This is a genomic window from Kitasatospora sp. NPDC101108, from assembly GCF_055584725.1.
The window spans coordinates 415280-428113 of the sequence record NZ_JBVJLM010000005.1; the positions used below are offsets into that span (position 1 = coordinate 415280).

Annotated in this window: 12 protein-coding genes; 3 read left to right on the forward strand and 9 right to left on the reverse strand. The window is 72.6% G+C overall.

All coding sequences use genetic code 11. The features are described from left to right. Window positions 1-148: 148 nt before the first annotated feature. The 4 genes from ACZ6Z8_RS14735 to ACZ6Z8_RS14750 all read right to left on the reverse strand — a co-directional run bounded on the left by ACZ6Z8_RS14735 (window position 149) and on the right by ACZ6Z8_RS14750 (window position 4251). Window positions 149-1519, reverse strand: a complete 1371-nt coding sequence (locus ACZ6Z8_RS14735; RefSeq protein WP_465609651.1) for a serine/threonine-protein kinase — start codon at window positions 1517-1519, stop codon at window positions 149-151. 12 nt (window positions 1520-1531) lie between these two features. Next, window positions 1532-2296 carry a serine/threonine protein kinase gene (locus tag ACZ6Z8_RS14740; RefSeq protein WP_465609653.1) on the reverse strand — a complete coding sequence of 255 codons (765 nt, stop codon included), beginning with the start codon at window positions 2294-2296 and terminating at the stop codon, window positions 1532-1534. Window positions 2297-2524: 228 nt separating this feature from the next. Continuing rightward, window positions 2525-4045 (reverse strand): DUF8189 domain-containing protein, encoded by a 1521-nt coding sequence (locus ACZ6Z8_RS14745; protein ID WP_465609865.1) that lies wholly within the window; start codon window positions 4043-4045, stop codon window positions 2525-2527. A gap of 59 nt (window positions 4046-4104) precedes the next feature. After that, window positions 4105-4251, reverse strand: a complete 147-nt coding sequence (locus tag ACZ6Z8_RS14750; RefSeq protein WP_465609654.1) for a hypothetical protein — start codon at window positions 4249-4251, stop codon at window positions 4105-4107. A gap of 455 nt (window positions 4252-4706) precedes the next feature. Between ACZ6Z8_RS14750 and ACZ6Z8_RS14755 the strand changes: the two genes are divergently transcribed. Then, on the forward strand, window positions 4707-6584 hold the full coding sequence (locus tag ACZ6Z8_RS14755; RefSeq protein ID WP_465609656.1) for an endonuclease/exonuclease/phosphatase family protein: 1878 nt from the start codon (window positions 4707-4709) through the stop codon (window positions 6582-6584). Between the two features lie 53 nt (window positions 6585-6637). After that, the gene (locus tag ACZ6Z8_RS14760; RefSeq protein ID WP_465609658.1) at window positions 6638-7165 is read left to right on the forward strand and encodes a GNAT family N-acetyltransferase; all 528 of its coding nucleotides are present in this window, start codon (window positions 6638-6640) and stop codon (window positions 7163-7165) included. Window positions 7166-7176: 11 nt separating this feature from the next. Here the strand turns inward: ACZ6Z8_RS14760 and ACZ6Z8_RS14765 are convergent, their stop codons facing one another. From ACZ6Z8_RS14765 to ACZ6Z8_RS14785, 5 genes are all read right to left on the reverse strand, one after another. Continuing rightward, window positions 7177-9555, reverse strand: coding sequence for an ATP-binding cassette domain-containing protein (locus ACZ6Z8_RS14765; RefSeq protein WP_465609660.1), 2379 nt, complete (start codon window positions 9553-9555; stop codon window positions 7177-7179). Window positions 9556-9665: 110 nt separating this feature from the next. Next, window positions 9666-10079 carry a VOC family protein gene (locus ACZ6Z8_RS14770; protein ID WP_465609662.1) on the reverse strand — a complete coding sequence of 138 codons (414 nt, stop codon included), beginning with the start codon at window positions 10077-10079 and terminating at the stop codon, window positions 9666-9668. Window positions 10080-10234: 155 nt separating this feature from the next. After that, the gene (locus tag ACZ6Z8_RS14775) at window positions 10235-10978 is read right to left on the reverse strand and encodes a class I SAM-dependent methyltransferase (RefSeq protein WP_465609663.1); all 744 of its coding nucleotides are present in this window, start codon (window positions 10976-10978) and stop codon (window positions 10235-10237) included. A gap of 130 nt (window positions 10979-11108) precedes the next feature. Beyond that, the gene (locus tag ACZ6Z8_RS14780; RefSeq protein WP_465609665.1) at window positions 11109-11891 is read right to left on the reverse strand and encodes a class I SAM-dependent methyltransferase; all 783 of its coding nucleotides are present in this window, start codon (window positions 11889-11891) and stop codon (window positions 11109-11111) included. Then, on the reverse strand, window positions 11884-12387 hold the full coding sequence (locus tag ACZ6Z8_RS14785; protein WP_465609667.1) for a GNAT family N-acetyltransferase: 504 nt from the start codon (window positions 12385-12387) through the stop codon (window positions 11884-11886). The genes ACZ6Z8_RS14780 and ACZ6Z8_RS14785 overlap by 8 nt, the downstream gene beginning before the upstream one ends. A 141-nt stretch (window positions 12388-12528) precedes the next feature. Between ACZ6Z8_RS14785 and ACZ6Z8_RS14790 the strand changes: the two genes are divergently transcribed. Then, window positions 12529-12702: a hypothetical protein gene (locus tag ACZ6Z8_RS14790; protein ID WP_465609669.1), complete on the forward strand. Its 174-nt coding sequence runs from the start codon at window positions 12529-12531 to the stop codon at window positions 12700-12702. Window positions 12703-12834: the final 132 nt, after the last annotated feature.

The window sequence follows — 12834 nt, forward strand, 5'->3', positions numbered from 1 at the left end:
GGCCCGCCGGTCCGGCGGACGCGTCGCCAAGCTAGCCATGGGCGTGGCGGGCCCGGAATCCGGAACGATCCGGAGGAGCGCGCCGAGCGGTCCGCGCCGGGCCCCGGCGGTCCGCGCCGGTCGCCGGCAGGGGTGTCCGCCGTGCGGGTCAGGGGCAGTCGGCGAGGGCGGGGCGGTCCTTGGTCCGGACGGCGGGGAGCCAGGCGGTGGTGGCGGGACTGGCGGGATCGGGGAGGTGGACGCGGTACCAGAGGGTGGAGGTGCGGTCCTCCTCGTCGATGATGGGCAGCCCGGTGGCGAGCTGGCAGTCGGCATCGAGGGTGTCGTTGTGCCAGACGCGGGTGGCGACGACGTTCTCGGCGGTGTACGGGCGCCGCGGGTCGACGGCGAGGCCCAGGCTGCACCCCGGGTCGCGGTCGGAGCGGTCCTGGCAGCTGCGTTCGGCGTTGAAGACCCGAATCCGGCCGGGGTGTCCGGTCCGGTCCGAGTGCGGCCAGAGGGCGGAGACGGCGGCGGTGGCCGCGGCGCAGGCCGCGACGGCGAGCAGGCCGGCGCGCACGCTCGGGCGGATCCGGCGGCGCGGGCGGCGGCCGGACCGGTGGGCGCGGATGCGGGCGAGCAGGCTCTCGGCGGTGTGCGGGGCTCGGGCGGCGTGGGTGGGGGCGAGGCAGTCGGCGGCCAGGGCGCGCCAGAACGGGGGGACGTCGGGGGCCAGTCGCAGGGCGGCACGGCCCTCGGCGTACTGCTGGGCGGCGGCGCTGCGCGCGGTGGGGGTGGCGCCGGGGAAGGGCGGCACGCCGCCGGCGAACACCTCGTGGATCATGATGCCGAGCGCCCAGATGTCGGCGGTGGCGCGGATCTTGACCCCCTGCTCGCCGAGCGGCTCCTTCCAGCGTTCCGGCGGGAGGTAGTCGGGGGTGCCCATGGGGGCGGAGTGACCGTGGGTGCCGGTGAGTTCGATGGCGAGGCCGAAGTCGGACAGGCGCACCTCGCCGTCGGGGCCGATGAGGACGTTCTCCGGCTTGAGATCGGTGTGGACCCAGCCGGAGCGGTGGAGATGGGCCAGGCCCTCGCAGATGCCGGCGATGATCCGGCCGCCCAGGGCCTCGTCGACGCCGGTGGCGAGCAGGTCGCGCAGGGTGCACCGGGCGCGTTCCATGACCAGGACGATCGCGCCGTCGAGCGCGGGGTGGTCGGGGGCGGTCAGGGTGAGGGTGTCGAGCAGCGGCACCAGCCGGGGGTGCGGGGCGGTGCGGGCCAGCTCGATCTCGCGTCGGGCGGTTTCGGCGACGCTGCGGGCCTGACGGGGGGCCAGCCCGGCGGTCGGCAGCACCTTGAGCGCGACCGTGCCGTCTCCCTCCGGCGCGCCCTCCGGTGCGGAGCGGTTGGCCCGGCGGGCGGCGTAGACCGTCGCCCAGCCGCCTTCGCCGATGGGTTCGACGACGGTCCACTCGCCGACCCGGTGGCCGGGCGGCAGCAGGTCCTCGCCGTCCCCGTGGAAGTCCGGGTCGTGCGGCATCGCGGTCCCTCCCTACCGTCCGGGCTCGGCGGCTTCGGGGCGCGGCAGCAGCGCGAGATGCTCCTCGCGGACGATGCCGAACTTCAGGGCGAGCCCGACCACCGCCTCGCGCTTGCCGTTGCGGCGCTCCGCGCGGTCGTTGCCGTCGGGCAGGTCGATGCGGAGCTTCTCGTCGGCGAGGTAGTCGATGTGCGAGCTGACCGCGCGGGCGGTGAGCCGGCCGCAGGCCGGATGGCTGCGCAGCCGCGCGACCACCTGCGGGGTGGTGGGCACGGCGGCGGGGGAGCGGTCGCGCAGCCACGGTTCGCAGAGTGCGACCAGGACCAGGAAGTAGGTGGCGGTCTCGTCCAGCGAGTACGCCGTCATGGTGCGGCTCTCCCAGGAGCCGACGCGGGCGTGCGGGTCCAGGTAGACGTGGTCGGGCGCGAACACCTGGAAGGACAGCGGCGTCTCGCGCCGGGAGGGCAGCACGACCCGGGAGAACTCGAACGGGATCGGTGCACCGATCCGCCGGGGCGGCACCCGCAGGTACTCGCCGGCGCCCTCCGGGTTCTCCACCAGGTAGGCGTGGGTGTTGCTGAGGTTGCTCAACTGCCAGTGGTCGTCGGTCGCGTGGATCTCCCCGGCGAGCCGGGAGACCGTCTCGTCGCCGAGCCGGAGTTCCACCGGCGTGGTGGCGGAGCCGCGGCCGAAGCGCGCCCGCTCTCCCGGGCCGAGCCGCAGGGTGACCGCCGCGTCGCCGTTCCCCTCCGGCAGGTGGACGAGAATCCCGCTCACCGTTCCTCCGTCCCGCGCACCGCTCCCCCGTTTCGCCCGCCGGCCCTCGCCGGACGGACGAACGCTACCTCTTTGAGCATGACAATAAACCGTATGGTGTTGTAGACCACTTGGCGGCGAGCTCGCGGGGAGGATGTGAACGGGCGCGCGGGGCGGTCAGCCCTGGGAACGGCACGGCCCGCGGGCGGAAGCACTCGTGCTTCCGCCCGCGGGTGACTTGCGTGCTGATCAGTTGACGGCGGGTCCGGCGGTGGTGTTGAGCCAGGTCCAGTCGGACCAGGTGGAGAAGCCGGTCTGCCACTTGTGGTGGATGCCGGCGCTGCTGGCGCCGAAGACCTCGATCCGTCCGTCGGCGTTGGCGGTGGCGAAGATCTCGGTGCCTCCGCCGCCGAAGGTGTCCCACTGGCTGTACGGGGCGTTCAGGTTGGTCTGCCAGGTGTGCTGGGCGGTGCTGCCGTTGATGGCGAAGACCTCGACGCGGCCGTCCGCGGTCGGCTGGCTGGTGATCCTGGCGTCGGCCGGTCCGCCGGCGGCTTCCCAGTCGGACCAAGTGGTGGGGTTGGTCTGGTACTTGTGGAAGATTCCGGCGGGGCCGGAGGCGAGGACTTCGAGGCGGCCGTCCTGGTTGTGGTCGACGGTGAGGGCGTGTCCGCCGCCGCCGAAGGTTTCCCAGGTGGACCAGCCGCCGTTGACGGCGGTCTGCCACTGGTGCTGGAAGGTGGTGCTGTTGAGGGCGAAGACTTCGAGGCGGCCGTCGGGGGCTTTGCCGAGCCGGACTTCGCTGTCGGCCGGGCCGCCGCCGGCCGCCTGCCAGTCGGACCAGCCGCTGTTGGGGGCGGTCTGGTACGTGTGGAAGATTCCGGCGGGGCCGGAGGCGAAGAGTTCGAGGCGGCCGTCCTGGTTGGAGCCGACGGCGAGGTCGTGTCCGCCGCCGCCGAAGGTCTCCCAGGTGGACCAGGTGCCGGAGGGCTGGAGTTGGTAGCGGTGCTGGAGGGTGCTGCCGTTGAGGGCGAAGACCTCCAGTCGGCCGTCGGCGTCGGGGCCGATGGCCAGTTGTGCGCCGCCGGGGCCGCCCAGGGACTCCCAGTCGGACCAGGCGCCGTTGACGGTCGTCTGCCAGGCGTGCGAGACGCCGTTGGTTCCGGCGGCGAACACCTCCAGGCGGCCGTCCGCAGACCTCGTGGACACCACTCGGCCGGACTTCGCCGGGTACACCAACGGCGCCGGGCGGGGGCCGGATCCGGGCGTGCAGGGCATGGTGATGCCGCGGTCCGCGAGGTAGGGGATCGGGTCGGTACGCACGGTCGCGTCGGCGTCGGCCCAGACCCGCAGGTGCAGGTGCGGGCCGCTGGACTCGCCCTCGCTGCCCATCAGGGCGATCTGCTGACCGGCCGTCACGTGGTCGCCGGCGGCCACGTCCCGTTCGCGCATGTGGCCGTACTCGGTGATGGTCCCGTCGGGGTGCAGGATACGGATCCACTGGCCGTAGCCCTGGGCCGGTCCGGAGGCCACCACCTGGCCGTCGCCGACCGCGTAGATCGGGCTGCCGTAGTCGTTGGCGATGTCGATGCCGTTGTGTTCCGGGGTGTAGCCCTGGGAGATGTACCCGGCGGCGGGGCAGGAGGCCGAGAACCCGGCGACTGCGGCGGGTGCGGCTTCGGCGGCGGCGGTCGGTACGGTGACCGGCAGCAGCAGGGCGGCGGCGGCCAGGGCCAGGCGCGGAGCGCGGCGGGAGAGGGAGCGGAACACCGGGGAGCGGAACACCGGGGAGCGGAACACCGGGGAGCGGAACACCGGGGCGCCCACTCTCACGCCTTGCACAGGCGGTCGATGATGCCGTCGATGTGGCGGCGCGTCAGGTCGGGCCGGATGGCGTGGCCGCCGGGCGCCGGCGCGGCGCCGAGCCCGCCGACGGACGCGAGGATGCCCCTGCGGGTGGGGTGGTGCGCGGTCAACCTGGCCTCCTGGGAACGTGGCGGCGGTCCCTCCGGACCGCCCGGTGTCGAGCGGTTGGGACGGTAGCCACGCGTCAGTCGGCGCAGAACCCGGAACCATACGGACTGACAGGAGCGGGCCGGGCGTACTCGCGCCGCACCCACGAGCCGCGCGAGCCGCTCGTGGGCGCTGACCGGGCAGCTGACCGTGGAGCGGATCGTGGAGCGGATCGGGTAAAGCCGGGCAAAGCCAGGGTCAAGCTGAGTGAAAGCTGGAAGGTGCCTGGGAATCAGCTGAATCGGGGTTTCCTCAAGTCACCCGGCCGGAACCGACAGTTCACTGACGAGGTCTTGTCGGGGCATTTTCTACGCGCGTATCTTGAGGGCGCCGCGGGGGACGGGATGCGTTCCCCGCTTTCTCTCCCCTTCCTTCTACGCGAGTAGCGCCCGCTGCCCGAGCTAGGAGCCGTGCCCCGGTGACCACCGCCCCCGCACCCCGCCCCCGCAGAGCCGCCCTGCTGCGCAGCGCCGTCGCCCCGGCCGCGCTCGCCGCCTCGCTGGTGCTCGTCCCGCTGCCGCTCGCCCACGCCGCCGGTGCGGCCGCCGCCCCGCCCGCGCCGACCGAGTCCGGCCCGCTGCGGATCCACGACATCCAGGGCACCACCCGGATCTCGCCGCAGGCCGGCAAGCCCGTCACCGGCGTGCCCGGCATCGTCACCGGCGTGCGCGCGTACGGCAGCGTCAAGGGTTTCTGGCTGCAGGACCCCGAGCCGGACGCGAACCCCGCCACCAGCGAGGGCATCTTCGTCTACACCGGGGGAAACCCGACCGTGAAGGTCGGCGACTCGGTCCTGGTGAGCGGCAAGGTCAGCGAGTACTACCCGAACCTCTCCGGCGGCTCGCAGTCCCTCACCGAACTCACCGGCCCCGCCGTCACGGTGCTCTCCGCGGGCAACCCGCTGCCCGCCCCGGTGGTGGTGGACACCCGCAACATCCCCGGCACCTACACCCCGCCGGCCGGGCCCGACGGCAGCATCGACGCCGGGCAGCTGAACCCGGAGAAGTACGCCCTGGACTTCTACGAGTCGCTGGAGGGCATGCTCGTCCAGGTCAAGGACGTCCGGGTGATCCAGGCGACCGACAGGTACAACGAGCTGTGGGTCGCCGCCGACCGCCAGGACCAGCGCAGCAAGCGCGGCGGCGTGCTGTACGAGTCCTACCGGGAGCCCAACGTCGGCCGCCTGATGGTGCAGCAGCAGGCGCCCGTCTCCCAGCAGCCCTTCCCGGTGGCCAACGTCGGCGACGAGCTGACCGGCGCCACCACCGGCCCGCTGGACTACAACCAGTTCGGCGGCTACACCCTGGTCGCCGGCACCATGGGCACCCTCAAGGACAACCACCTCCAGCGCGAGGTCACCGCCCGGGCCGGCGAGCGCGAACTCACCATCGCCACCTACAACGTGGAGAACCTGGCCGCCACCAACCCGGACGCCAAGTTCGCCGGGCTGGCCCAGGGCATCGTCACCAACCTGCGCTCGCCCGACATCGTCGCCCTGGAGGAGATCCAGGACAACAACGGCGCCAGGAACGACGGCACCGTCGACGCGAGCCAGACCGTCGCCAAGTTCCTCGCCGCGATCAAGGCGGCCGGCGGCCCCGCCTACGACTGGCGGTCGGTCGACCCCCAGGACGGCAAGGACGGTGGCGAACCCGGCGGCAACATCCGCCAGGTCTTCCTGTTCAACCCCCAGCGGGTCTCCTTCACCGACATCCCCGGCGGCGCCGCCACCAGCGCCGTCGGCGTCACCGGCACCGGCGCCGCCGCCTCGCTGACCGCCTCGCCCGGCCGGATCGAGCCGACCGACGAGGCCTGGGCCAACAGCCGCAAGCCCCTGGTCGGGCAGTTCACCTTCCGCGGCCAGAAGGTCTTCGTGATCGCCAACCACTTCAACAGCAAGGGCGGCGACCAGGGCATCGACAGCCGCTTCCAGGCCCCCACCCGCAGCTCCGAGGTGCAGCGGCTCAAGCAGGCCACCGTCGAGCAGGCCTTCGTCGCCCGGCTGCTGGCCGCCGACAAGCAGGCCCGGATCGTCTCGCTCGGCGACTTCAACGACTTCCAGTTCTCGCCCGCGCTGGCCGCGCTCACCAAGGGCGGCGTGCTGCGCGACCTGGTGAACGAACTGCCGGAGACCGAGCAGTACTCCTACGTGTACCAGGGCAACTCCCAGGTGCTGGACCACATCCTGGTCAGCCCCGAGGTCGGCTACGCCAAGTACGACGTGGTGCACATCAACGCCGAGTTCGCCCAGCAGGCCAGCGACCACGACCCGCAGGTGGTCCGGATCAAGCCGTGAGCCCGCGGCTATAGTGCCTCCGCTGCCGGTGATCACCGGCAGCGGAGGCCTTTTTGCGTATCACGGGGGACGGCATGGAGTACCGGATCGAGCGGATCGGCCGGGAGGACTGGCAGCGGCTGCGCACCATCCGGCTGGCCCAACTCCTCGACACCCCCATGGCGTTCGGGGAGCCCTACGAGTACGCCCGGATCCAGGGCGAGGGCAACTGGCGGGCCCGGACGGACTGGCTGAACGAGCCCGGCCGGATCGGCCTGGTCGCCGTGGACGCGACCGACCGGTGGGTCGCCACCATGCTCTCGACGCCCGGCATCAAGGCCGAGACCGTCGACCTGATCGGTGTCTGGGTCGACCCGGCGCACCGCGGCCGCGACCTCGGCGTCGCCGACGCCCTGCTGGACGCCGTCATCGCCTGGGCCCGTGAGGGCGGCGCCAGGTGGATGATGCTCGGCGTGCACGAGGCCAACCACCGCGCCGCCGCCTTCTACCGGCGGCGCGGCTTCACGTACACCGGCGGCGAGACGCCGTACGTGCTGGACGAGAGCGCCCGGATCCTGGAGATGCGTCTCCCGCTCGACTAAAACCAGGCCGGTCAGCCGGTCACGTACTCCGCCAGGTGCTCGCCGGTCAGCGTGGAGCGGGCCGCCACCAGCTCGGCCGGGGTGCCCTCGAACACCACCCGGCCGCCGTCGTGCCCGGCGCCCGGGCCGAGGTCGATGATCCAGTCGGCGTGCGCCATGACCGCCAGGTGGTGCTCGATCACGATCACCGACTTGCCGGAGTCCACCAGCCGGTCCAGCAGGCCGAGCAGCTGCTCGACGTCCGCGAGGTGCAGACCGGTGGTCGGTTCGTCCAGGACGTAGACCCCGCCCTTGTCGCCCATGTGGGTGGCCAGCTTCAGCCGCTGACGCTCACCGCCGGACAGCGTGGTCAGCGGCTGCCCGAGGCTCAGGTAGCCGAGGCCGACGTCGGCGAGCCGCTGCAGGATCCGGTGCGCGGCCGGCAGCTTCGCCTCCCCGGCGCCGAAGAACTCCTCCGCCTCGGTCACCGACATCGCCAGCACCTCGCTGATGTCCCGGCCGCCCAGCCGGTACTCCAGCACCGAGGCCTGGTAGCGCCGGCCCTCGCAGTCCTCGCAGGTGCTGGCCACCCCGGCCATCATCGCCAGGTCGGTGTAGACGACACCCGCGCCGTTGCAGGTCGGGCAGGCGCCCTCCGAGTTGGCGCTGAACAGGGCCGGCTTCACGTCGTTCGCCTTGGCGAAGGCCTTGCGGATCGGGTCGAGCAGCCCGGTGTACGTGGCCGGGTTGCTGCGGCGGGAGCCCTTGATCGCACCCTGGTCCACGTACACCACGCCCTCGTCGGAGGCCCCCGACTGGCGTCCCAGCGAGCCGTGGATCAGCGAGCTCTTCCCGGAGCCCGCGACCCCGGTGACCACGGTGAGCACCCCGAGCGGGACGTCCACGTCCACGTCCCGCAGGTTGTGGGTGTTCGCGCCGCGGATCGCCAGCTTGCCGGTGGGCGTGCGGACCGCCTCCCGCAGCGGGGCCCGGTCCGCCAGGTGCCGTCCGGTCACCGTGCCGCTGTCGCGCAGCCCGGCCACACTGCCCTCGAAGCAGACCGAGCCGCCCGCCGCACCGGCCCCCGGGCCGAGGTCCACCACGTGGTCGGCGATCGCGATGGTCTGCGGCTTGTGCTCCACCACCAGCACCGTGTTGCCCTTGTCCCGCAGCCGCAGCAGCAGGTCGTTCATCCGGCTGATGTCGTGGGGGTGCAGCCCGGTGGTGGGCTCGTCGAAGACGTACGTGGTGTCGGTGAGCGAGGAGCCGAGGTGGCGGATCATCTTGACCCGCTGCGCCTCGCCGCCGGAGAGGGTGCCGGACGGGCGGTCCAGCGAGAGGTAGCCGAGGCCGATCTCCACGAAGGAGTCCAGAACCTCCCGCAGCGCGGTGAGCAGCGGCGCCACCGAGGGCTCGTCCAGTGCGCGCACCCAGTCGGCGAGGTCGCTGATCTGCATCGCGCAGGCGTCGGCGATGCTGAGCTTGCCGATCTTCGAGGAACGGGCCGCCGCGCTCAGCCGGGTGCCCTCGCACTCCGGGCAGGCGGTGAAGGTGACGGCGCGCTCCACGAAGGCCCGGATGTGCGGCTGGAGGGCGTCCTTGTCCTTGGACAGCATGGACTTCTGGAGCTTGGGGATCAGGCCCTCGTAGGTGAGGTTGACCCCGTTGATCTTGACCTTGGTCGGCTCCCGGTGCAGGAAGTCCTGGAGTTCCTTCTTGGTGTACCTGCGGATCGGCTTGTCCGGGTCGAGGAAGCCCGAGTTGGCGTAGACGCCGACCGTCCACCAGCTGTCCGGCTTCCAGCCCGGGATGAGGATCGCGCCCTCGGCGAGCGACTTGGTGTCGTCGTAGAGCTGGGTGAGGTCGATGTCGGAGACGCTGCCCCGGCCCTCGCAGCGCGGGCACATGCCGCCGGTGATGCTGAAGCTGCGCCGCTCCTTGACCGTCCGGCCGCCGCGCTCGACGGTCACCGCGCCGGCGCCGCTGATCGAGGGGACGTTGAAGGAGAAGGCCTTGGGGGAGCCGATGTGCGGCTTGCCGAGCCGGCTGAACAGGATGCGCAGCATCGCGTTGGCGTCGGTGGCGGTGCCGACGGTGGAGCGCGGGTCGGCGCCCATCCGCTGCTGGTCGACGATGATCGCGGTGGTCAGCCCCTCCAGGACGTCCACCTCGGGGCGGGCCAGGGTGGGCATGAAGCCCTGGACGAAGGCGCTGTAGGTCTCGTTGATCAGCCGCTGCGATTCGGCGGCGACGGTGTCGAAGACCAGCGAGCTCTTGCCGGAGCCGGACACCCCGGTGAACACCGTCAGCCGGCGCTTGGGGATGTCGACGCTGACGTCCTTGAGGTTGTTCTCGCGGGCGCCGTGCACCCTGATCAGGTCGTGGCTGTCGGCGACGTGCGGCTCGGCCATCGTTCTCTTCGCTCCCTGGCGGTCGGGCGGGCTCTGCGGGCCCTCTGCGGGCCCTCCGGAGGCTGTGGGCGCTCCGGAGGGTTCCGGGGTCTTCGGGGGCTCCGGGCGGCTCAGCGCACTTCGTTGAAGCGGACCATGTTGCCCGCCGGGTCGCGGAAGGCGCAGTCGCGGATGCCGTACGGCTGCAGGGTCGGCTCCTGGACGAGCTCGGCGCCACCGGACTTCAGCCGGTCGAACACGCCGTCCAGGTCGGCGGTGGCGAGCACCAGCCGGGCGTACGTCCCCTTGGCCATCATCTCGGTGATGGTACGCCGCTCGTCCTCGGTGATGCCCGGGTCCGCGAACGGCGGCTCCAGCACCAGCGACACGCCGGGCTGGTCCTTGGGGCCGACGGTGATCCACCGCATCGGGCCGCCGCCGACGTCCTGGCGGACTTCGAAGCCGAGCAGGTCCCGGTAGAAGGCCAGGGAGGCCTCGGGGTCGGTGTGGGGGAGGAAGGTCCAGTGAATGGTGATGTCGTTCATGACTGCAACGCTAGGGGCGGCCGCCCGGAGGGCGCTTCTCGAATCCTGATCGGTTCGTCCCCGGCCTCCGCGGGGCACCTGCCGGAGGGCGCTCGCCCGACCCCCCGATCGGGCGAGCGCCTGGTCCGCTGCCCAGCCGCCCAGCCGCTCAGCGCTCAGGCGCGGCAGCGCAGCAGCTCCAGCGGCGGGTGGGCGAGCGCCTCCGCCCAGAAGTCCTCGCCGTACTCGCGCAAGCCCTCCTCGGAGATCCGCAGCGGCACCCACTCCAGCTCGGAGAACCCGGCCCCGCTCAGGGACTCCTCGTAGACCTCACGGCGCGGGACCGTGCCGAGGATGCTGATCGGCTCCGGGTCGAGCAGCGCGGTGACCTTCACCCGCGGGCCGGTCTCGACGTGGTCACCGGTCGGCTCGCAGCGGAACCCGTACTGCTCCAGGGACGCGCAGTCGAAGGCGTAGTCCGGCTTCTGGGTGAAGACGTAGAACTCCCCGCCCGGCACCAGGCTGCGGTGGATGTTGCGACACATCCGGTCCAGTGACGCCCGGTCCTCCGCGTAGTTGAGGCACTGCACCGCCAGGGCCACGTCGAACTTCCGCTCCAGCTGCCGGAGTTCGGCCACGTCGCCGACCTCGTAGCGCACCCCCAGCGGCTCGCGCCGCTCGAACGACTCCGCGGCGGCGATCATCTCGGTGGAGATGTCGACCCCGAGCACCTCGGCGGCACCGCGCCGGCGGAGCTCCCGGCTGTAGAAACCGGTGCCGCAGGCCAGGTCGAGGACGCTCTTGCCGCGCACGTCCCCGACCAGGGCCAGGACGCTCGGCACCTCCCCGTAGCGCACCAACGGAAGGGACTTGAAACCCTCGAACGCCTCGCCGATCCGGTCGTACTGCTGCACGCTCATCGCGCCGTCCTCCCCTGTGGTCGGCCCTGTTCGGCCGTTTGACGCGGCTTACGGCCAGGAACGCGCCGTGGCCTCCGCCGGGAAGTCTTCCGCAGCCCGGCGGGGCCGGCGTACTGGCAGAAGCCACGAATCAGCGGCGGCGGGCGAGGTGCACGGTGAGGTCGGCGTCCAGTTCGACGTGCTCCGGCAGCACGGCCAGGATCCGGCGGAACACCTCCTCCCGGGCGTCGTCCGGCAGCACGAGGTAGGCCGAGACGGTCGACAGCAGGCCGACGTACTCCCGCGCACTCCTGGTCAGGCGCTGCGCGATGACGGTCTGTCGGACGTCGGTGAACGGCCCGGAGCGCTCCAGTTCGGTGCCCGGCCACTGCAGCTGAGCCTCCGGCGGCGTCCCGTCCGGGGCGGGGAGTTCGTCGTTCCGCAGGAACGGTGCGCGGGCCGTCCGGACGGCCTCCTCGACGACCGGGTCGGCCGGCCGGGCCGGGCCGCCGAAACAGGCGAACACACCGCCCGGCTCCAGCAGTCCGGCGATCCGCTCCCACCGGCCCTCCCGCCGCGTCCAGTGCAGCGAGGCCGCCGCGTAGACCAGGTCGTACCGCTCGCCGGGCGCCAGCGCCTCGAACGCCGAGCGCACCGTCCGGACGCCCGCGGGGCCGCTCGCCGGGCCGCTCGCCGGTACGTTCCGGCGCAGCTCGGCGAGCATGGCGGCGTCGGGCTCGGTCGCGGTGACGGCGACGCCGCGCCCGGCGAACAGCCGGGTCGCCTTGCCCGTCCCGGCACCGATCTCCAGGGCCGTCCGCACCGGCCGGCCCGCGTACTCCGCGACCAGCTCGAAGAGTTCGGTGGGATAGCCGGGCCGGTAGCGCTCGTAGGCCTCCGCGACCGTCCCGAAACTCAGCGCCCGCTCAGGCATCCCGCACACCCGGCAGCGCCAGCCACTCCTGCCAGGTGATGTCGCGCCCGAGGAGGCGCGGCCGCCGGAACGGCCAGTCCGCGGCGATCCACCGGGGCACCAGGGCGTCCAGCGCCTGCTCCACCTCGCTGCCGACCAGCTCGTCCACCACCCACCAGGAGATCTCCCCGTCGGCCCCGGCCCGCTCCGGCGGATCGATGTACACGCACCCGCGCACCGCCGTCTCGGCCCGGTCCAGCAGCACGTAGTTGAACGACTCGTGCGCGGCGATCTCCCGCTCGTGCCGCGCCAGGTCCACCCGGTTCGCCTCCGCCGTCATCGTCTCCGACGGCCAGCCCCACGCGGGCCCGAAGATGCCGAACAGCCGCTCCCGCGACCCCATCACGGCCGGATAGTCCATCGGCGCGTCCGCCTCCCGGATCGGCCGCAGGTGGTACGCCCCGTCGAGCAGCGGGACGCGGACGGGATGGACGAAGTCAGCGGGAAGCCAGGTCATGCGGCCGAGGCTATCCAGGCCCCGGCCGCGGGCGCACGGAATTTCGCCCCCGCACCTCGGGTGCCCCGCCCGGGCCGCAGACACGAACACCCACCGGCGCTATGTTGAGTCGGGCTCACAGCGACCGGCGAGGAGAGGCACGTGCCAGAGCACCGATCCGACGGCAACAAGCCACCGACCGGCGACCGGACCGTCCTTTTGATCCTGGTACTCCTGGCAGTGCCCTTCATCCTGTTCCTGCTGTGGATCTGGCTCTCCTCCGGCACCGGCCCCTGGGGAAGCGGCGACACCCCTCCCGGCCCCGGCCACATCTGAGGCCACGGCTTCCGAGGCCACGATCCCGCCACCGGCCGCTGACCGTCCGCCGAGCGGTGGCCGAGGCCGGCCAGGACGTCCCCCGATCGCGCACGCGTCCTGGCCTTCCCCGGCCCCCGTTCCCCCCGACCC